21 protein-coding genes are annotated in these 18,647 nt (G+C 57.7%); 9 read left to right on the top strand and 12 right to left on the bottom strand.

Annotated features, from left to right (window positions below; genetic code table 11):
* Positions 1–165: 165 nt before the first annotated feature.
* From groL to AC2FJV_RS03685, 3 genes are all read right to left on the bottom strand, one after another.
* Entirely contained in the window at positions 166–1,806 is a 1,641-nt protein-coding gene (gene groL, locus AC2FJV_RS03695) for a chaperonin GroEL (RefSeq protein WP_142636527.1), read from the bottom strand.
* Between the two features lie 55 nt (positions 1,807–1,861).
* Positions 1,862–2,149 (bottom strand): co-chaperone GroES, encoded by a 288-nt coding sequence (locus tag AC2FJV_RS03690; protein ID WP_120632017.1) that lies wholly within the window; start codon positions 2,147–2,149, stop codon positions 1,862–1,864.
* Positions 2,150–2,300: 151 nt separating this feature from the next.
* Positions 2,301–2,975, bottom strand: coding sequence for a DUF2161 domain-containing phosphodiesterase (locus AC2FJV_RS03685; protein ID WP_282021525.1), 675 nt, complete (start codon positions 2,973–2,975; stop codon positions 2,301–2,303).
* 136 nt (positions 2,976–3,111) lie between these two features.
* On the opposite strand from AC2FJV_RS03685, the gene AC2FJV_RS03680 reads away from it, so the two are divergent.
* From AC2FJV_RS03680 to AC2FJV_RS03650, 7 genes are all read left to right on the top strand, one after another.
* Positions 3,112–4,092: a TraB/GumN family protein gene (locus tag AC2FJV_RS03680; protein ID WP_496712669.1), complete on the top strand. Its 981-nt coding sequence runs from the start codon at positions 3,112–3,114 to the stop codon at positions 4,090–4,092.
* 100 nt (positions 4,093–4,192) lie between these two features.
* The gene (locus AC2FJV_RS03675; RefSeq protein ID WP_496689538.1) at positions 4,193–5,113 is read left to right on the top strand and encodes a manganese-dependent inorganic pyrophosphatase; all 921 of its coding nucleotides are present in this window, start codon (positions 4,193–4,195) and stop codon (positions 5,111–5,113) included.
* Positions 5,114–5,239: 126 nt separating this feature from the next.
* Complete coding sequence (locus tag AC2FJV_RS03670; protein WP_142636518.1) at positions 5,240–6,115, top strand: HAD family hydrolase; 876 nt, start codon at positions 5,240–5,242, stop codon at positions 6,113–6,115.
* A 100-nt stretch (positions 6,116–6,215) separates the two neighbouring features.
* The gene (locus AC2FJV_RS03665; RefSeq protein ID WP_074736482.1) at positions 6,216–6,659 is read left to right on the top strand and encodes a MaoC family dehydratase; all 444 of its coding nucleotides are present in this window, start codon (positions 6,216–6,218) and stop codon (positions 6,657–6,659) included.
* Between the two features lie 58 nt (positions 6,660–6,717).
* Positions 6,718–7,650 carry a bifunctional riboflavin kinase/FAD synthetase gene (locus AC2FJV_RS03660; RefSeq protein WP_142636514.1) on the top strand — a complete coding sequence of 311 codons (933 nt, stop codon included), beginning with the start codon at positions 6,718–6,720 and terminating at the stop codon, positions 7,648–7,650.
* Complete coding sequence (locus tag AC2FJV_RS03655) at positions 7,647–8,120, top strand: YcgN family cysteine cluster protein (RefSeq protein ID WP_142636512.1); 474 nt, start codon at positions 7,647–7,649, stop codon at positions 8,118–8,120. Before AC2FJV_RS03660 ends, AC2FJV_RS03655 begins: the two co-directional genes overlap by 4 nt.
* Entirely contained in the window at positions 8,120–9,154 is a 1,035-nt protein-coding gene (locus AC2FJV_RS03650) for a threonine aldolase family protein (protein WP_281994979.1), read from the top strand. The genes AC2FJV_RS03655 and AC2FJV_RS03650 overlap by 1 nt, the downstream gene beginning before the upstream one ends.
* A gap of 16 nt (positions 9,155–9,170) precedes the next feature.
* Here AC2FJV_RS03650 and AC2FJV_RS03645 read toward each other — a convergent pair whose 3' ends face one another.
* Both AC2FJV_RS03645 and AC2FJV_RS03640 read right to left on the bottom strand, forming a co-directional pair.
* Positions 9,171–9,983: an alpha/beta fold hydrolase gene (locus AC2FJV_RS03645; RefSeq protein ID WP_496712667.1), complete on the bottom strand. Its 813-nt coding sequence runs from the start codon at positions 9,981–9,983 to the stop codon at positions 9,171–9,173.
* A 9-nt stretch (positions 9,984–9,992) separates the two neighbouring features.
* Positions 9,993–10,595 carry a 2-hydroxychromene-2-carboxylate isomerase gene (locus AC2FJV_RS03640; protein ID WP_496712665.1) on the bottom strand — a complete coding sequence of 201 codons (603 nt, stop codon included), beginning with the start codon at positions 10,593–10,595 and terminating at the stop codon, positions 9,993–9,995.
* 108 nt (positions 10,596–10,703) lie between these two features.
* On the opposite strand from AC2FJV_RS03640, the gene AC2FJV_RS03635 reads away from it, so the two are divergent.
* Entirely contained in the window at positions 10,704–11,723 is a 1,020-nt protein-coding gene (locus AC2FJV_RS03635; protein WP_142636504.1) for a ribose-phosphate pyrophosphokinase, read from the top strand.
* Positions 11,724–11,783: 60 nt separating this feature from the next.
* Positions 11,784–12,236, top strand: a complete 453-nt coding sequence (gene rpiB, locus AC2FJV_RS03630) for a ribose 5-phosphate isomerase B (protein WP_142636502.1) — start codon at positions 11,784–11,786, stop codon at positions 12,234–12,236.
* A gap of 14 nt (positions 12,237–12,250) precedes the next feature.
* On the opposite strand, the gene AC2FJV_RS03625 is transcribed toward rpiB, so the two are convergent.
* The 7 genes from AC2FJV_RS03625 to AC2FJV_RS03595 form a co-directional block, all read right to left on the bottom strand.
* The gene (locus tag AC2FJV_RS03625; protein ID WP_496712663.1) at positions 12,251–12,601 is read right to left on the bottom strand and encodes an H-type lectin domain-containing protein; all 351 of its coding nucleotides are present in this window, start codon (positions 12,599–12,601) and stop codon (positions 12,251–12,253) included.
* A gap of 114 nt (positions 12,602–12,715) precedes the next feature.
* Positions 12,716–13,126: a F0F1 ATP synthase subunit epsilon gene (locus AC2FJV_RS03620; protein ID WP_496712661.1), complete on the bottom strand. Its 411-nt coding sequence runs from the start codon at positions 13,124–13,126 to the stop codon at positions 12,716–12,718.
* A gap of 12 nt (positions 13,127–13,138) precedes the next feature.
* The gene (gene atpD / locus AC2FJV_RS03615; RefSeq protein ID WP_142636495.1) at positions 13,139–14,563 is read right to left on the bottom strand and encodes a F0F1 ATP synthase subunit beta; all 1,425 of its coding nucleotides are present in this window, start codon (positions 14,561–14,563) and stop codon (positions 13,139–13,141) included.
* Positions 14,564–14,583: 20 nt separating this feature from the next.
* Positions 14,584–15,459, bottom strand: coding sequence for a F0F1 ATP synthase subunit gamma (locus AC2FJV_RS03610; protein WP_496691024.1), 876 nt, complete (start codon positions 15,457–15,459; stop codon positions 14,584–14,586).
* Between the two features lie 15 nt (positions 15,460–15,474).
* Positions 15,475–17,013: a F0F1 ATP synthase subunit alpha gene (gene atpA / locus AC2FJV_RS03605; RefSeq protein WP_142636491.1), complete on the bottom strand. Its 1,539-nt coding sequence runs from the start codon at positions 17,011–17,013 to the stop codon at positions 15,475–15,477.
* Positions 17,014–17,574, bottom strand: coding sequence for a F0F1 ATP synthase subunit delta (locus AC2FJV_RS03600; RefSeq protein ID WP_496712659.1), 561 nt, complete (start codon positions 17,572–17,574; stop codon positions 17,014–17,016).
* A 310-nt stretch (positions 17,575–17,884) separates the two neighbouring features.
* Entirely contained in the window at positions 17,885–18,619 is a 735-nt protein-coding gene (locus tag AC2FJV_RS03595) for a class I SAM-dependent methyltransferase (protein ID WP_142636487.1), read from the bottom strand.
* Between the last annotated feature and the right edge of the window lie 28 nt (positions 18,620–18,647).

Genomic DNA, 18,647 nt, shown 5'->3' with positions numbered 1-18,647 from the left:
GAACAGTTTGAGCCACAGTTTCAGTCATAAGCGGCGTGCCAAAACGAAACGGGGCCGCCCGAAGGCGACCCCGTTCCTTAGCTCTGCAGCTCCCCTCTGGGCAGTTTGGCTATACTGCCAAGCGCCTGTGGGGCCGCCAGAATTCGTCTAAGCGAATTCGACGTTTTACATCATGCCGCCCATGCCGCCCATGTCGGGCATGCCGCCGCCAGCAGGTCCATCTTTCTGCGGCTTGTCAGCAACCATTGCTTCGGTAGTGATCAGCAAGCCGGCAACCGACGCTGCATCTTCCAATGCGGTACGGACAACTTTGGCCGGGTCAATCACGCCGAATGCGAACATGTCACCATATTCTTCAGTCTGCGCATTGAAGCCAAATGCCACATCGTCGCTTTCGCGAACTTTGCCCGCAACAACCGCACCGTCGACACCTGCGTTTTCAGCGATCTGGCGCAGAGGCGCTTCGATTGCCTTACGAACGATGTTGATGCCTGCGTCCTGATCAGCGTTTGCGCCTTGCAGAGTGTCCAGTGCTTTACCGGCCTGAACCAGAGCAACACCACCGCCCACGACAACGCCTTCTTGAACAGCAGCGCGGGTCGCGTTCAGAGCATCGTCCACACGGTCCTTACGCTCTTTCACTTCAACTTCGGTCATGCCGCCGACGCGGATAACAGCAACACCGCCTGCCAGTTTGGCAACGCGCTCTTGCAGCTTTTCACGGTCGTAGTCCGACGAGGTTTCTTCGATCTGGGTGCGGATCTGAGCAACACGCGCTTCGATCTCGGCTTTTTCGCCAGCACCGTCGACGATGGTGGTTTCGTCTTTGGTGATTTCGATTTTCTTGGCAGTGCCCAGCATGTCCATGGTCACGGACTCAAGCTTCATGCCCAGATCTTCGCTGATGACCTGACCGCCGGTCAGGATTGCGATGTCCTGCAGCATGGCCTTACGGCGATCGCCGAAGCCCGGTGCTTTGACAGCAGCAATTTTCAGGCCGCCGCGCAGTTTGTTTACAACCAGAGTTGCCAGCGCTTCGCCTTCAACGTCTTCTGCAATGATCAGCAGCGGCTTTTGCGACTGGATCACTTGCTCGAGCAGCGGAACCATCGGCTGAAGCGAGGACAGTTTCTTTTCGTGCAACAGGATCATGCAGTCTTCGAGGTCTGCAACCATCTTGTCAGCGTTGGTGACAAAGTAAGGCGACAGGTAGCCGCGGTCGAACTGCATGCCTTCGACAACATCGGTCTGGGTTTCCAGGCCTTTGTTTTCTTCGACGGTGATAACACCTTCGTTGCCGACCTTCTGCATCGCGTCTGCGATTTGCTGGCCGATCTCGGTTTCACCGTTGGAAGAAATGGTGCCAACCTGAGCAACTTCAGCCGAGTCCTTGACTTCACGCGAGGCGTTCTTGATGCCTTCAACAACCTTGGCAGTTGCCAGGTCGATGCCGCGCTTCAGGTCCATCGGGTTCAGGCCCGCTGCAACCTGCTTCAGACCTTCTTTGACGATGGACTGAGCCAGAACGGTTGCGGTGGTGGTGCCGTCGCCGGCTTCGTCATTGGTGCGGCTGGCGACTTCTTTCACCATCTGCGCGCCCATGTTTTCGAACTTGTCTTCCAGTTCGATTTCCTTGGCAACCGAAACACCGTCTTTGGTGATGCGCGGTGCGCCGAAAGATTTGTCCAGAACCACGTTGCGGCCTTTGGGGCCCAGGGTCACTTTGACAGCGTCGGCCAGGATGTTCACACCTGCCAGCATGCGGTTACGGGCATCGGTGTCGAACTTGACGTCCTTAGCAGCCATGTCGTTTCTCCTTGAGAAAATGTATTGGGATGAAGATCAGAGGAAGCGCGTGGGCTTACTCGATGATCCCCATGATGTCGCTTTCTTTCATCATCAGCAGCTCTTCGCCGTTGACTTGGACCTCGGTGCCCGACCATTTGCCGAACAGGATCTTGTCGCCAGCTTTTACAGCCATTGCGATCAGCTCGCCGCTGTCCTTGCGTGCGCCTTCGCCGGTCGCAACAACTTCGCCTTCGCTGGGCTTTTCTTTCGCGCTGTCGGGAATGATCAGACCACCAGCGGTTTTCTCATCGCTTTCGGTACGGCGAACCAACACGCGGTCATGAAGCGGTTTCAATGCCATCTTTGCAGCTCCTTGGGCTCAAAGTTTATTTATCCTCCCCTCACCTTGCGGCGAGGCGTTAGCACTCGACCCTTGCGAGTGATAACGGCGTATAGCTAGGGGGTCGAAATCCCTGAGTCAACAAGCGTGAAGAATTTTTTATCCTTGGGACTCAGTCAGGCTGATCCCAGCTATAGGCCCAGTGCTTCAGACCCTCTTGTCCGGATTCCGACAAGGCGTAGACGCCTTTTTCAATTTTGTCGAACCAGCCATAATGGTTTTCGCGCATCAGCCGGGTCGCAATCGAAACACCGGTTGCCTTAGCAACATCTGCCCCTTTTGTGGCACCACATTCTGCAAGATGCGCCGCACAGCGCAAAGCATCCTGACGATAGGCGGTGACGAGGCCGTGGCGTGTGGCGCCGCCTGCGTTCGGATCACCTTCAAGCCTGTCAAACTCGCGCAGCAGCCGCGCTGTTTTGGCCTTGTCTTTTCGCGGGGCGTAGGGCCCAGGATCACAATGCACCTCGACAACGCCATCCGCCCGAACAGTTATCAGGCCAAGGCCCAACCTTCGACATAGCGCCGTGTTGTCCTTCAACGCCCGCCTGGCCGTGCGTCCGCGGGGCTTGAGAACACAGATATAGACATTTTCAGTAACCTTCAGTCGGGTGATTGCCTGGTGAAACAGCGCCAATGAGAAACGCAACTTCAACTCTACAATCACAGGCTCTTCACCCTCACGAACAGCCATGACATCGACCGCACCGACCTCGCCTTTGACGGTATAGCCCTGACGCTCTAACAGCGCCTTGATTGGGGGGTAGAGATCCTGCTCGCGGTCCATGTGGCTCATGCTATTCGAATTACTGTGGAATGCCAGACACAGATCAGGTCAGTGTCCATCCAGGCAGGTTGAACACCGGCCTTGGCCCCGGCAAGGTCGCACCCCATATAGGGATTGATCCAACCAGGATGGTACGATGCGTTTTTTGATCTTTTTGGCTTGTCTGCTGGTACCTTTCTCGGCCCAAGCGGCCTGCGAGGGGCGCGACCTGAGGTCTGACCTAAGTCCAGTGGCGCAAGCTGATTTGCAGCAGGCTTTGGCCGACTTCCCGTACCCGGAAGGAAATCACTGGATCGCGACAAAAGGCGATACAGTTCTGCATCTGATAGGAACGCTGCACACAAACGACCCGCGTATGGACGCCGTCACAGAAAGGCTGGAACCGACACTCAGCCAGGCGGATGCGTTCTATTTCGAAGTGACCCAGGACGAAATGACTGCATTTGAACAGGAATTGGCCAAAGACCTCAGCCCTGTTCTGATCACCTCAGGTCCCACCCTGATTGAGCTGATGCCGGAAGAAGACTGGGCCGCCCTGTCCAGCGGCCTGGCAGAGCGTGGCATCCCCAGTTGGATGGCTGCAAAAATGCGCCCCTGGTTTCTGAGCATGATGCTGGGTGTCCCCCCATGCATGACCGAGAATCCGGAAGCCAGCTATGGAATGGACGCGCGCCTGACCGACATGGCCGAAGCCCATGACATCCCCCAGTACTCTTTAGAGCAGATTGACGATCTGATGGCGATGTTTGACCAGCACCCGATCGAAAAGCAGGTGCAATCACTGATCCGCATGGCCAGTGCCTTTGAAAGCAGCGAGGATCAGCTGGCGACTATGGTCAATGCCTATCTGGAAGAAAAGCACGCAGAGATCATCCAATTTGCCAGACTACAGGGGCTTGAAACATCCGGTCTGTCGCAAGAGGTTTTCGACGAAGAGTGGTCCAGTTTCGAACAGCAACTTCTAGTCGGGCGCAACAACAACTGGATGCAGCACATATTGGCCATTCAGGACCAAACGGTGGTCATTGCTGTGGGCGCCGGACATTTGGGCGATGACCATGGTCTGTTGAACCAGTTGGAACAGGCTGGATACACGCTAAAACGTGCCGCTTTCTAGGCCCGGCCTTACCCTTCGTCGCAGTTTACGCAGGGGCGGGTGACAAGTGTGCCAGACCACCCTATAAGGCGCCCAAATCTACTCTCCTCAGGACGCTGAAATGACAACCCTCGTATTTGGACATAAATCCCCCGACACTGATTCCACTGGTTCGCCGATCCTGTGGTCGTGGTACATGAACGAAATCAAAGGCGAACAGGCCGAGCCTGTCCTGCTGGGCGAACCCAACACTGAAGCAGCCTTTATGCTACAGCACTGGGACCTGCCCAAGCCGCGCATCATCGCAGACGTAGAGGCTGACGCACCGGTTGTTATTGTCGACACGAACAACCCCGCCGAGCTACCCGCCAGCATCAACGGAGCCGATATTCGCGCCATTATCGACCACCATAAACTGGTCGGCGGTCTGGAAACCAAAGGCCCGATCGACATCACCGTGCGGCCGCTGGCCTGCACCGCCACTATCATGGTCGACATGATCGGCGACGATGCCGCCAAAATGCCCGATGCCATCAAAGGCGCGGCGCTGACCTGCATCCTGTCGGACACGTTGGAATTCCGCTCGCCCACCACAACCGCGCATGACCGCGCCGTGGCCGAAAAACTGGCCGCGGATCTGGGTCTGGACGTCTCGGCCTATGCTGCAGAAATGTTCGCGGCCAAATCAGATGTGTCCTCATTCTCGGACGCCGAGCTGATCCGGATGGACAGCAAGGAATACGAAGTCGACGGCACCAAATTCCGCGTTTCGGTTCTGGAAACCACAGCACCGGGTGTCGTGCTGGACCGCAAAGACAGCCTTGCGGCGTCGATGGCCGACGTAGCCAAAGAGGACGGTGTCGATCAGGTATTGCTGTTCGTGGTCGATATTCTGAACGAAGAAGCCACCCTGCTGGTTCCCAACGATCTGGTCAAAGCCGTGGCCGAGAAAAGCTTTGACGCCTCGGTTGATGGCGACGTGGTCGTTCTGCCCGGGATCATGAGCCGTAAGAAACAGATCATTCCGAACCTCAAGGTCTGATCCCAAAATCACCAAAGGCGCCTTGATCGGGCGCCTTTTTTGCTAGGCATTGCCCTTACTGGCCAAACACCACACGCACTGTCTTAGGCTCAAACGACACTCTTTGCAGATCAATGGGGGCCCATCATGACGCAGATCATCCACGCATTGCCCGAGGTTTCCAGCCGTTATAAGGCCCTGTTCGTCGATCTTTGGGGCTGTGTACACAATGGCATCACTGCTTACCCCGAAGCGGTTGCGGCCCTGCAGGCCTATCGCGCGCAAGGCGGCATTGTTGTCCTGGTGACCAACTCTCCCAAGCCGCGTGCTGGAGTCGCCACCCAGCTGGCGCAATTCAATGTCCCAGACGACGCCTATGACACGATTGCAACCAGCGGAGATTCGGCCCGGTCGGCCATGTTCCGGGGCGCAGTCGGCGAAAAGGTCTATTTCATGGGCGAATGGCAGCGGGACGCGGGATTCTTTGAACCGCTGAAGTTGTTGGACCACCCGATTCATATCGAGCGCGTGCCGCTGGCCGAGGCAGAGGGCATTGCTTGTTGCGGCCCCTTCGATCCCATGGCCGATCCGTCCGTGAACCGTGCTGATTTCCTGTACGCCAAACAAAAGGGGCTGAAGCTGCTTTGTGCCAATCCCGATATTGTGGTGGACCGCGGCGAGGTTCGGGAGTGGTGCGCAGGTGCGTTAGCCAGGCTTTATACGGAAATGGGTGGCGAAAGCCTATATTTCGGAAAGCCTCATCCGCCGATCTATGATCTTGCCCGCCGCAGGTTGCAGGAACTTGGCCACGACATTCCCGATGGGGACATTCTTGTCATCGGAGACGGTCCGCACACCGACATTCTGGGTGGAATGGGGGAAGGCATTGATTCTCTTTTCATCTCGGGCGGGCTAGCCGCGGCCGAGACAAAAACCGAAGCACATCCGCATCATGAATCCCTAACTGATTATATTCAAAAGGAAAAGATAAATCCGACCTATACGATCGGCCGCCTTAGGTAGTCAAAAAAGGCTTGATTTTCTGCAGTTGCAAAGTAATAAAGTTTCCCAACAGGGGTGACTTTGATTTTTTTGTTGCCCGATGAATTCGAGTGAGGGCAACATGTTGGATAATCTTCCACGCGGCACGATCTGTATTGAAGACATCGAGATGGGCATGTCCCGTCACCTTCGCAAAGTGGTGACGGACGAGGATATCGAAATGTTCGCTCAGGTGTCGACCGACAGAAACCCCGTACATCTGGACGACGATTACGCCCGCGACACGATCTTCGAGGGGCGCATCGCGCATGGGATGCTGACCGCGGGTCTGATCTCGGCCGTGATCGGCGAGCAGTTGCCAGGCCACGGCACAGTTTACATGGGGCAGTCGCTGAAGTTTCTCGCTCCTGTTCGCCCGGGTGACATGGTCTATGCCGAGGTCAAGGTGATCGACATTGATTTTGCCAAGCGTCGGGTCAAGCTCGATTGTCACTGCGCAGTGGATGGCAAGAAGGTGCTGGTCGGCGAAGCCATGGTGCTGGCCCCGTCGCGCAAATTCGACTGAGCGTTTCCGGGGGTCTCAGACCCTTGAACAAGCGCGCCTGTCCCGCTAGGCAGTCGCTATGCGCATCATTCGTGACCTCCAATTCATCGAACCCCAAGATCGCGGCGCCAGCGTGGCGATCGGGAATTTCGACGGCGTTCATATCGGCCACCAATCTGTGATCGAACTGGCCCGCAGCGCCGCGCCGAGTGCACCTTTGGGCGTACTGACATTCGAGCCGCATCCCAGAGAATATTTCGCCCCGGACACCCCGCCCTTTCGCCTGATGCGCGGCAATGCCCGCGCGCACCGGTTAGCAAAACTGGGGGTCGAAAAGCTGTATGAGCTGCCGTTCAACGCCGCATTGGCTGGCCTGACGCCAAGGGAATTCGCCCGCAACGTGATCTGCGACGGGCTCGGCCTGTCGCATGTCGTCGTAGGTGCCGATTTCTGTTTCGGCAAAGGCCGCAGCGGCACCGCTGATGACTTGGTGCTCTTTGGGCAAGAGATGGGGTTCGGTGTCACCATCGCTCCGTTGATGGAGCGGTCCGAAAATGTCGTTTCATCCACTGCGATCCGTACTGCACTGACCGAGGGCCGCCCGCAGGATGCCGCTACTATGTTGGGTCACTGGCACCGGATCGAAGGCGAGGTGATCGGAGGCGAACAACGGGGCCGTGAACTGGGATTTCCCACCGCAAACATGTCCATTGAGGGGCTGCATCCGCCAAGATTCGGCGTCTATGCCGTTCTGGTCGATGTTCTGGATGGACCTCATCTGGGCAGCTATCAGGGCGCAGCCTCGGTTGGGACGCGACCGATGTTCAATGGTGAGGTCCCCAATATCGAAACCTTCCTGTTCGACTTCTCGGGTGACCTTTATGGCGCGACCCTGTCGGTGGGTCTGGTAGAATACCTGCGCCCCGAGATGACCTTTGACAGTCTGGACGGCCTGATCGCGCAGATGGATGCCGACTGCGACAAGGCCCGCGGCCTGCTGGCGGACCGATGACAACGGATCCGATCGACCGCACCGGCCTGGCCCCCAGGTTCTGGGAACGAAAACCGTTAACCCGCATGAACCAAGCTGAATGGGAAGCTTTGTGCGATGGCTGCGGCAAATGTTGTCTGAACAAACTGGAAGATGAAGACACCGGTGAGGTTGCGCTGACCTGCGTCGCCTGCCGTCTGTTGGATGACGAAAGTTGCCGCTGCACCCAATACGATATCCGCCACCAATTTGTGCCGGAATGTATCGTGATGACGCCGGGCAATATCAACGATCACGCCTATTGGCTGCCACAGACCTGTGCCTATCGCCTGTTGTGGGAGGGCAAACCCCTACACGATTGGCACCCGTTGATTTCGGGCACACCGGACAGCGTTCATGCCGCCGGAGTCTCGGTGCAGGGGCGGACCGTGTCCGAATTCGAAACTCCGCTGGAAGAGTGGGAAGATCATATCATCGAGGAGCCCAGCTAATGTACTTTGCCTCTGACAATTCGGGGCCGGTTCACCCGGCGGTCATGGAAGCGCTGAATGCTGCCAATCAGGGCTATCAGATGGCCTATGGAACCGACACCTTGATGAATGAGGTCCGGGATCGCATTCGCGGGGTGTTCGAGGCACCTGGCGCCGCCGTGTATCTGGTGGCCACCGGGACGGCCGCGAATTCGCTGGCGCTGGCGACGCTGGCGCAGCCGTGGGAGACGGTGTTCTGCTCACCCGTGGCACATATCCACGAGGATGAGTGCAACGCGCCCGAGTTTTACAGCGGCGCCAAGCTGACGCTGGTTCCGGGCGCGGACAAGATGGCGCCGGACGCGCTGCGCGGCTCGATTCTGGCCGAAGAAACACGCGGCGTGCATGGACCGCAGCGCGGACCTGTATCCATTACGCAGGTGACCGAACGAGGGTCTGTTTACACCCTGTCAGAATTGCAGGCGCTCTGCGCCGTGGCCAAAGAGTATGGGCTGCCAGTCCATTTAGACGGTGCGCGTTTTTCCAACGCCCTTGTTGCGTTGAACTGCTCACCCGCCGAGATGACGTGGAAAGCAGGCGTGGATGCGGTCAGTTTTGGCGGGACCAAAAACGGGCTAATGGGCGTCGAAGCCGTTGTCTTCTTTGATGAAAGCAAAGCCTGGGAATTCGAATTGCGCCGCAAGCGCGGGGCGCACCTGTTCTCCAAGCACCGCTATCTGTCCGCTCAAATGGCGGCGTATCTGCAGGATGATCTGTGGCTGACACTGGCCCGTCAGGCCAATAACAACTGCGCCCGTCTGACCGAGGGATTGCGGGCCAAAGGTGCCTCTTTCCTGCACGCGCCGCAGGCGAATATGATTTTTGCCCAGTTTTCACGCGCCCAACACAAGCAACTGCATGCCGCAGGTGCTGTTTACCACCTGTGGGGGGCAGAGCTGGACGGGGCAGATGACAGCGAAATTCTAGCCTGTCGGCTGGTTTGTGACTGGTCCATCGAGCCTGCGCAAATTGATCGGTTCATCGCGCTCTTGTAACGACGCGCCCGAAGCTTCAGGCAGTGGCAGGCAGTCTGTTCCAAAAAGCCTCGATCAGAGCGCCGGTCTCTGTCGGGTGAGAGATCGGAGCCATATGCCCTGCCCCTTCGATCACGGCGCTTTCGGCCATTGGAAGACGGGATTTCAATCCAGAGTTTATCGCGACCATCACTGGGTGGGTGAGCGCGCCATGCAGCAGCAATACCGGCATATTGGCGTGTGCGATCCGCTCGGGCCGTAGCAAGCCTTTGGAATCCATTATCAGTTCGTTTTCGACCTCGGATACCAGATGAATTCCACGCACCATCCCCGCCCGTGCAGTTTCGGGCATGTCTGACCAACGCGGCCCCCTATCTCCGGCCCACAACCGGTTGAACAGCCTTGCCGCCAGAGGTTCGTCGCCTGATGCAAGCGCGTCCATACAGGGTTGGGCAACATGCGCGTATTCCGCCACAAGGTCCGGGGCATCCTGCTGTGCCACGGCAAAATACACCGGTTCGATCAGTACGACACTGCGAACCAACGCGGGATGCTCGACCGCCAGCCGCAATGCAATCGCCGCGCCAAAAGAATGCCCGATCACGCCCATCGGCTCGGTCAGATGTTCAAGTGTGGCTTCGGTCAGCCGGTCATACAGATCCCCCTGGCGATCCCAGTCCGGGCTGCGCCCATGGGACAGCATATCCGGTGCAATAAAACTTGCCTGCCCTTTCATCACCGCGGCTAGGCCTGCCCAGACCCCGGAATGAGCAATGGTGCAATGCAAGGCCAGCACAGGGCGATCACCCTGCCCCAACTGCGTGACACGCAGGTTCTGCGCAACGGCCATTATGTTGTCCTATCCCTTCAGCCCGGCCAGATGCCTGTCCAGATCGTCCAACCTGTCTTGGCCCCAGAACCGCTGATCGTCTTCCGTTATATAGAACGGAGCTCCAAAAACTCCGCGTTCCACGGCTTCTTCCAGATTGGCGGTATAGGTCTCAGCCCCGAGCAGCAAGCCGCTATCGGCCAGATCCGGGGAAAACCCAGCGTCAGCCAGGCAAGCGCGGATCACGTCGTCCTGCGCGATGTCCTTTTCCTCGGCCCAGCAGGCGCGCACAAAGGAATGCACCAGCTGCCCCACATTCCCCGACCCGTCCTGAATGGCCGCGATAATGGCATAGGAAGACGGCGCCGCATTGGTGGGCCAATGGGCCGGTTGCAGGTTGAACGCCATACCCAGCTTTTTTGACTGTCGCTGCATTTCTTGCGTCCGGTATTCGATGCGCGAGATATGGCGGTCCTTGGGCGGAACACCTCCCGTACGTCCGAACAGGGCGACGATATCAAGCGGCTTGTAGTTGATTGTCGCACCATGTTTGGCCGCAATCTCCTCCAGGCGCAGTCCCGCCAGGTAGGTGTATGGCGAGAGTGTCGCAAAATAGTAGTCAATTTGGGCCATGTTCACTTTCTCCGCAGCGTTATCTTTGCTGGACGGTAAGGCCATGCTAAGCGGTGTCAACATCACGAATCTGTCACATTTGCCATTGCTGCCCAAGGACCTCAGCCGATGCCGACACTTCACGAACCCAAGTTAATCGCTGGGAACGCTAATCTTCCGCTTGCCGAATCCATTGCACGCCGAATGAGCCTGTATCGCGGCGTCGATCAGGGTCTGGTCGATGCCCGGGTCGAACGGTTTAACGACGGTGAAATCTTTGTCGAAGTGTTCGAGAACGTGCGCGGCGAAGATATGTTCATCGTCCAGCCCACCTCGAACCCGGCCAATGACAATCTGATGGAGCTGCTCATCATTGCTGATGCGCTGCGCCGTTCGTCGGCCCAACGGATTACCGCCGTGATCCCCTATTTCGGCTATGCCCGCCAGGACCGCCGCACCAAGGCCCGCACACCGATCAGTGCCAAGCTGGTGGCCAACATGCTGACTGGCGCCGGGATCGAGCGCATCCTGACCATGGATCTGCACGCAGCGCAGATTCAGGGGTTCTTCGACATGCCTGTCGACAACCTTTATGCCTCGCCGATCTTTGCGCTGGATGTGAAACATCAGTTCAAGGACAGCCTCGACGAGATCATGGTCGTTTCGCCCGATGTGGGCGGCGTGGCCCGCGCGCGCGAGTTGGCCAAGCGGATCAACGCCCCGCTGTCGATCGTGGACAAACGCCGCGAAAAAGCCGGCGAAGTCGCTGAGATGACCGTAATTGGCGATGTCAGAGACAAGATCTGTTTGATCGTTGACGACATGTGCGACACGGCCGGTACTCTGTGCAAAGCGGCGCAAGTACTGCTGGATAATGGTGCGAAAGAAGTTCATTCCTACATCACACACGGCGTCATGAGCGGCCCTGCGGTCGAACGCGTGACCAATTCGGTGATGAAATCTCTGGTGCTGACCGACACGATCCAGCCGACAGAAGAAATTACCAAGGCCAAGAACATCCGCATCGTGCCCACAGCCCCGATCTTTACGCAGGCGATCCTGAATATCTGGAACGGCACCAGTGTATCGTCACTGTTCGAGGATAAGACCCTGACGCCGATCTACGAGTCGATGTATCATAGGGATTGATCGAACGCGGCGGCCCAAGGGCCGCCTCTTTTCTTTCTGCAATACAGGTCGGAGTTTACCGTGACAGCCTCAAAACGCATTGTTCTATCCAGCGACCACGCAGCCATCGAATTACGCCAGGCGGTTGCCTCTCATATTGCGGCCCAGGGATGGGACGTCGTCGATATCGGCCCCAAGACACCTGAGAGCACCCATTACCCTGTTCATGGCAAGGCCGCCGCCCAAGCAGTGGCTTCCGGGGATTGTCAGCTTGGCATCGTTCTGTGTGGAACGGGTCAAGGTATCATGATGGCGGCCAACAAGGTCCCCGGCATTCGCTGCGGTGTCTGCTCGGATGCCTTTTCCGCACGCATGATCCGCCAGCATAACGACGCCAACATGCTGTCTGTCGGCGCCCGGGTCGTGGGTGAGGGTCAGGCGCTGGATATAGTGGATGCGTTCCTGTCAGCCGAATTCGAAGGCGGACGGCATGCACACCGGGTCGCCATGATAGAGGCATCGGACGAGTCTTAAACCCAAGGCTGGCTTCACAGAATATCCCAGTCATCCTCATGCGGCACTTCGCCGAACGCTGTCCAAGATATTCGGATGCGCGCGATGCGGGTATCCGACCAGGTACGGAACACCGCAGCAAATCCCTCGGGCGTGATGTCCTCGGCCTTGACCTCGGCGCGCAATGCCGAAGATGTATCAACATCCCACAGTGACACGCTGATCTGTACAACAGGCGCGGAACGGAATGGCTGGCTGAATTCTATGTCCGAGCGTCGTTCGCGCGGCCCCTCGCCTGTCCACATGTCGCCGCCATCTGCGAAGTCGGAGAACAGCACAACTTCGCCTTGGTCGATACCAATCGAATGGGTACTAAAAGTCTGCATTTTGTCGTCTTTTATAAAGAATTACGGAACCTTAGACCGCCCTTCATCCAAAATCACCACAAAAAAACGGCCCCGCACAGGCAGGGCCGTTTCTAAATCTACATGTCCTGAAACTTACAGGCTCATATGTGTCCCAAGAGCTTCCATATCGGCCAGCAGCTTGGCCGCATCGTCGACGACTGATTGATCGTCGCCGCCTTTGGCCGCGTCATGCGACGCACGTGCCTCGGCGATCAGATCGTCCAGATGCGTGCGGGTCACTTCAGAGACCGGAATGGCCTTTTCGGCCAGAACCGACATGCTGTCGCCATTGATCTGGGCAAACCCGCCGGTGACCAGGTATTCGCTGGACCCTTCGGGTGCCTCGACCTTTAGCAGACCGGGGCGCAACGTGGTGATGGTGGGGGCATGATCGGGCATCGCCGTCATGTCTCCGTCCGCGCCGGGAAGCTGGACCGCAGTCACCGCGAGCGAAGCAAGGCTCCGCTCGGGGCTGACGAGGTCAAAGTGCATCGTGTTTGCCATCAGGTGTGCTCCTTAGGCGGCTTCTGCGGCCATCTTTTCCGCTTTGGCGATCACTTCATCGATGCCGCCAACCATCAGGAAGGCTGCCTCGGGCAGGTGATCGTATTCGCCGGCCACAACGGCCTTGAACGACGCGATGGTGACATCCAGAGGAACCTGAACACCAGGCGAGCCAGTGAAGACTTCGGCCACGTCAAACGGCTGCGACAGGAAGCGTTCAATCTTACGGGCACGGGCCACGGTCAGTTTGTCTTCTTCCGACAGTTCGTCCATGCCGAGGATCGCGATGATGTCCTGCAGCGACTTATAGCGCTGGAGGATCTGCTGAACGTCAGTCGCAACGGTATAATGCTCTTCACCGACGATGGCCGGGTCGAGAAGACGCGAGGTCGAGTCGAGCGGGTCAACGGCAGGGTAGATACCCTTTTCTGAAATCGCACGGTTCAGAACGGTGGTCGCATCCAAGTGTGCGAACGAGGTGGCCGGCGCAGGGTCGGTCAAGTCATCCGCAGGAACATATACGGCCTGAACCGAGGTGATCGACCCGGATTTGGTCGAGGTGATGCGTTCCTGCATCGCGCCCATGTCGGTCGCCAGTGTCGGCTGATAGCCCACCGCCGAAGGAATACGACCCAGCAGAGCCGAAACCTCGGAACCCGCCTGCGTAAAGCGGAAGATGTTGTCGACAAAGAACAGAACGTCGGCACCGGTTGCATCACGGAACTGTTCCGCCAGGGTCAGACCCGACAGAGCGATCCGCATACGGGCTCCCGGAGGCTCGTTCATCTGGCCGTAAACCAGCGCGATTTTCGAATCTTCCAGCTTGTCGGGAACGATAACGCCGGATTCAATCATCTCGTGATACAGGTCGTTGCCTTCACGGGTCCGCTCACCAACACCGGCGAACACGGACACGCCAGAGTGCACTTTGGCGATGTTGTTGATCAGTTCCATGATCAGAACGGTTTTGCCAACACCGGCGCCGCCGAACAGGCCGATCTTACCGCCTTTGGCGTAAGGGGCCAGCAGGTCAACAACCTTGATGCCGGTCACCAGAACTTCGGATTCAGTGGCCTGATCCGCGAAATCCGGCGCGTCCTGGTGGATGGAGCGCGTTTCGGTGGTTTCCACGGGACCTTTTTCGTCGATGGGCTCGCCCACAACGTTCAGGATACGGCCCAGGGTGGCGTTGCCGACCGGAACCGCGATGGGTGCGCCGGTGTCCGTGACTTCGGCACCACGTACAAGACCTTCTGTCGCGTCCATCGCAATGGTGCGGACAGTGTTTTCGCCCAGGTGCTGTGCCACTTCCAAAACCAGCTTCTTGCCGTTGTTGGTGGTGTCCAGCGCGTTCAGAATTTCAGGCAGTGCGTCATCGAACTGCACGTCGACGACGGCCCCGATAATCTGAGTGACTTTGCCTTTTGCATTCGCCATGTTTCGTCTCCGGTTTGTCTCTACAGCGCTTCGGCGCCGGAAATAATTTCAATCAGCTCGTTGGTGATCACGGCCTGACGCGAACGGTTGAACTGGATCGTCAGCTTGTCGATCATCTCACCCGCGTTGCGTGTCGCGTTGTCCATCGCGGACATCCGTGCACCCTGTTCCGAGGCCCCGTTTTCGAGCAGTCCCGAGAAGATCGCAGTCGCAACCGCCTTGGGCAGCAGATCGGCCAGGATGGCCTCTTCGCTGGGCTCGTAATCAAAGACCGCGCCGCTGTCGTCCCCTTCGACATCCTCGAACGAGGCAGGGATGATCTGCTGTGCCGTCGGGGTCTGGCTTACGACGTTGACGAACTTCGAGTAGAAGATCGTGGCTACGTCGAACTCACCCGCGTCGAAACGGGACAGGACGTCTTTTGCGATGTCCTGCGCGTTGGTATACCCCAGACGTTTGACCTCGCTCAGATCGACATGGCCCACGAACAGGTCGCCAAAGTCGCGCTTGATTGCATCACGACCTTTTTTGCCAACGGTCAGAATTTTGACCGTCTTGCCTTTTGCCTTCAGCTCGTAAGCTTTGGCGCGGGCCAGCTTGGCGATGTTCGAGTTGAAGCCGCCACACAGGCCGCGTTCAGCTGTCATGACAACCAGCAGATGGACATCATCACTGCCCGTACCACGGAGCAGCTTGGGGGCGCTGTCGCTGCCCCCGACCGATGCCGCCAGCCCCGCCATCACGGCATTGAACCGTGCGGCATAGGGGCGCGAGGCTTCGGCAGATTCCTGGGCGCGGCGCAGTTTTGCGGCCGCGACCATCTGCATGGCCTTGGTGATCTTGCGGGTCGATTTGACCGACTCGATCCTGTTTTTTAGATCCTTAAGATTTGGCATGTGCCCGCCTCTCCCTTAAGCGAAGGTTGCGGCGTATTCGTCCAGCGCAGCCTTGATCTTGTCGGAAGCATCACCCTTGATCTTGGGATCTTCGTCCGTGATCCACTGAAGCAGATCCGCGTGCTTGCCACGCAGATGCGCCAGCAGGCCAGCTTCATAGCGGCCAACATCGGTGACGTCGATCTTGTCGAGGTAACCGTTGGTTCCGGCGAAGATGACGCAAACGATTTCAGCGTTGGTCAGCGGTGAGTACTGCGGCTGTTTCATCAGCTCGGTCAGACGCGCACCACGGTTCAGCAGCTGCTGGGTTGCGGCGTCAAGGTCGGAACCGAACTGCGCGAAGGCAGCCATTTCACGGTACTGAGCCAGTTCCAGCTTAACCGGGCCGGCAACCGACTTCATCGAGTTGGTTTGAGCCGAGGAGCCCACACGCGAAACCGACAGACCGGTGTTCACAGCAGGACGGATACCCTGATAGAACAGCTCGGTTTCCAGGAAGATCTGGCCGTCGGTGATCGAGATCACGTTGGTCGGAATAAACGCCGAAACGTCGCCACCCTGGGTTTCGATAACCGGCAGAGCCGTCAGCGAGCCCGCGCCAAAATCTTCGTTCAACTTCGCCGAACGCTCCAGCAGGCGGGAGTGGAGGTAGAAAACGTCGCCAGGATAGGCTTCACGTCCGGGCGGACGACGCAGCAGCAGCGACATCTGACGATAGGACACGGCCTGTTTCGACAGGTCATCATAGATGATCAGCGCGTGGCGGCCATTGTCACGGAAGAACTCAGCCATCGCGGTCGCGGCATAGGGTGCCAGGAACTGCATCGGCGCCGGATCGGACGCGGTTGCGGCCACAACGATCGAATATTCAATCGCACCGGATTCTTCCAGTTTCTTCACCAGCTGAGCAACAGTCGAACGCTTTTGGCCGATGGCCACGTAAACGCAGTACAGCTTCTTGGACTCATCGTCGCCCGCTGCTTCGTTGTACACTTTCTGGTTCAGGATCGCGTCCAGAGCAACGGCAGTTTTACCGGTCTGACGGTCACCAATGATCAACTCTCGCTGGCCACGGCCAATCGGGATCATCGCGTCGACCGATTTCAGGCCGGTTGCCATCGGCTCGTGAACCGATTTACGCGGGATGATGCCCGGCGCTTTGACGTCTGCAACGCCGCGCTCGGTGGATTCGATCGGGCCCTTGCCGTCCAGCGGGTTGCCCAGGCCGTCAACAACACGACCCAGCAGACCGTTGCCGATCGGCACGTCCACGATCGAGTTGGTGCGCTTAACAGTGTCACCTTCTTTGATGTCACGGTCAGAACCAAAGATAACAACACCGACGTTGTCGCTTTCCAGGTTCAGCGCCATGCCCATGATGCCACCGGGGAATTCGACCATCTCACCGGCTTGCACATTGTCCAGGCCGTATACACGGGCAATCCCGTCACCGACGCTCAGCACGCGACCGATTTCGGCCACTTCGGCTTCCTGACCAAAATTCTTGATCTGGTCCTTCAGGATTGCAGAAATCTCTGCAGCTTGGATTCCCATTTATCCGACCTCTTTCATTGCATTCTGTAGGGAGTTGAGCTTGGAGCGGATCGAGCTGTCGATCATCTTCGAGCCCACTTTAACGACAAGACCGCCGATGAGGCTTTCATCAACGGTCGCATTTATTGTCACGGTCTTGCCCACACGCTCGGACAGCGTTTTGGACAGTTTATCCATCTGTGTCTTAGTCAGCGCCTTGGCCGAGGCGACATCGGCGGTCACTTCGCCACGCTCTTCGGCCAGCATGTCGCGCAGAACCTGCACCAGTTGCGGCACAACGAACAGACGGCGTTTCTGCGCCATCAGACCCAGCGTGTTGCGCAGGATGGCGTTCAGACCCATCTTGTTGGCAATCGCTGTAATCGCGCCTTCTTGTTCAGCGCGCGAAACCAGAGGCGAGGCGATCAGGTCGCGCAGATCGGCACTGTCGCCCAATGCTGCTGCCAGATCGTTTATTCCGGTTTCCAGACCTGCGAGGTCTTTATTCTCTTTAGCGATCTCAAAAATCGCTGTGGCATAGCGCTCGGCGATGCCTGTGGAAATCGAAGCTGGTTCGGACACGTCCACCCTTCCGATATTTTGGGCCCCGAATTCGCGTTGCGGCAGCTACCCGGGGGCGTGAAGAAACCCCGTCCATAAGGCCGGGGATCAAAATCAACGGGGATGTAGCAGAGGTAAACCCAGCTAGCAACATATTATCACCATGGGCACCTTATCCACAAAGCATTCAATTTCAGATACTTAGCTTGGGTGCGACCCTTTTATACGGCTGATGAGGGTGAAAAATGTTACCAAACCGCAAGGTTTTGCGATTCCTGCAGCCATTTTCGCGTGTTTCGGCCTTATGACGGAAGGTAGTACCGGCGTTGCGCTAGGCTGGCTTGAGCAGGCCATCCAGCGCCTTGATCTGACGGCGCCCTGTCGCTTTGGTGACGGTTCCGCTGGGCGGTCTGATTTGCTTTGTCGCCTCAACCATCAGAACGCCGCCTGCCATGATCGTCGGCAAACGCTGGCCAGTTTTCTCTATCAGGCTGCCGGATTTCAACCAGAACCGACGGAAGGACGGAGGCAAATACAAGGCGGAACAATAGTTATCCGTCATAAAGTGATGCGCTCTAAGCTGACTTTCCAACTGCGAGGCAGAATAAGGGCGCCCGAATCCAAACGGCGTTCGATCGGTCCGTGACCACAGCCCCGCACGGTTCGGTACGATAAAAAGCGCCCGTCCACCGGGACCAAGCACACGCCAGCATTCCGCCAGCAATTCGGCGGGACGTTGTGACGTTTCAAGCCCATGCATCACCACCAGCTTGTCCACATGACCCGTTTCAATCGGCCACAAGGTCTCTTCCGTCAAAACAGATACGTTGGGCATTCCCGCAGGCCAGGGCATCACCCCCTGCGGCCCGGGCATCAGCCCGATGACGCGGCGCGCATCTTTCAGGTAGGGCCGCAACAACGGCACAGCAAAGCCAAACCCTACGACGGTTTGACCTTTGGCCTCGGGCCACAGATCAATCATTCGCCCACGAATGGCCGCCTGCGCTGCACGACCAAGAGTGCTGCGGTAGTAGAAATTCCTCAGATCCTGCACATCAAGATGCATTGCGGACACCTGGCCAATCGGATTAGCT

It is taken from the genome of Ruegeria sp. CDSA241 (assembly GCF_059611265.1).
Note: the sequence above shows the minus strand (reverse complement) of the source record. Positions and strands in the feature narration are given on the sequence as shown.

Excerpts from the sequence above, each read along its gene's own strand:
- groL (WP_142636527.1), bottom strand. The coding sequence starts at position 1,806 with ATGGCTGCTAAGGACGTCAAGTTCGACACCGATGCCCGTAACCGCATG.
- AC2FJV_RS03690 (WP_120632017.1), bottom strand. The coding sequence starts at position 2,149 with ATGGCATTGAAACCGCTTCATGACCGCGTGTTGGTTCGCCGTACCGAA.
- AC2FJV_RS03685 (WP_282021525.1), bottom strand. The coding sequence starts at position 2,975 with ATGGACCGCGAGCAGGATCTCTACCCCCCAATCAAGGCGCTGTTAGAG.
- AC2FJV_RS03680 (WP_496712669.1), top strand. The coding sequence starts at position 3,112 with ATGCGTTTTTTGATCTTTTTGGCTTGTCTGCTGGTACCTTTCTCGGCC.
- AC2FJV_RS03675 (WP_496689538.1), top strand. The coding sequence starts at position 4,193 with ATGACAACCCTCGTATTTGGACATAAATCCCCCGACACTGATTCCACT.
- AC2FJV_RS03670 (WP_142636518.1), top strand. The coding sequence starts at position 5,240 with ATGACGCAGATCATCCACGCATTGCCCGAGGTTTCCAGCCGTTATAAG.
- AC2FJV_RS03665 (WP_074736482.1), top strand. The coding sequence starts at position 6,216 with ATGTTGGATAATCTTCCACGCGGCACGATCTGTATTGAAGACATCGAG.
- AC2FJV_RS03660 (WP_142636514.1), top strand. The coding sequence starts at position 6,718 with ATGCGCATCATTCGTGACCTCCAATTCATCGAACCCCAAGATCGCGGC.
- AC2FJV_RS03655 (WP_142636512.1), top strand. The coding sequence starts at position 7,647 with ATGACAACGGATCCGATCGACCGCACCGGCCTGGCCCCCAGGTTCTGG.
- AC2FJV_RS03650 (WP_281994979.1), top strand. The coding sequence starts at position 8,120 with ATGTACTTTGCCTCTGACAATTCGGGGCCGGTTCACCCGGCGGTCATG.
- AC2FJV_RS03645 (WP_496712667.1), bottom strand. The coding sequence starts at position 9,983 with ATGGCCGTTGCGCAGAACCTGCGTGTCACGCAGTTGGGGCAGGGTGAT.
- AC2FJV_RS03640 (WP_496712665.1), bottom strand. The coding sequence starts at position 10,595 with ATGGCCCAAATTGACTACTATTTTGCGACACTCTCGCCATACACCTAC.
- AC2FJV_RS03635 (WP_142636504.1), top strand. The coding sequence starts at position 10,704 with ATGCCGACACTTCACGAACCCAAGTTAATCGCTGGGAACGCTAATCTT.
- AC2FJV_RS03625 (WP_496712663.1), bottom strand. The coding sequence starts at position 12,601 with ATGCAGACTTTTAGTACCCATTCGATTGGTATCGACCAAGGCGAAGTT.
- AC2FJV_RS03620 (WP_496712661.1), bottom strand. The coding sequence starts at position 13,126 with ATGGCAAACACGATGCACTTTGACCTCGTCAGCCCCGAGCGGAGCCTT.
- atpD (WP_142636495.1), bottom strand. The coding sequence starts at position 14,563 with ATGGCGAATGCAAAAGGCAAAGTCACTCAGATTATCGGGGCCGTCGTC.
- AC2FJV_RS03610 (WP_496691024.1), bottom strand. The coding sequence starts at position 15,459 with ATGCCAAATCTTAAGGATCTAAAAAACAGGATCGAGTCGGTCAAATCG.
- atpA (WP_142636491.1), bottom strand. The coding sequence starts at position 17,013 with ATGGGAATCCAAGCTGCAGAGATTTCTGCAATCCTGAAGGACCAGATC.
- AC2FJV_RS03595 (WP_142636487.1), bottom strand. The coding sequence starts at position 18,619 with ATGCATCTTGATGTGCAGGATCTGAGGAATTTCTACTACCGCAGCACT.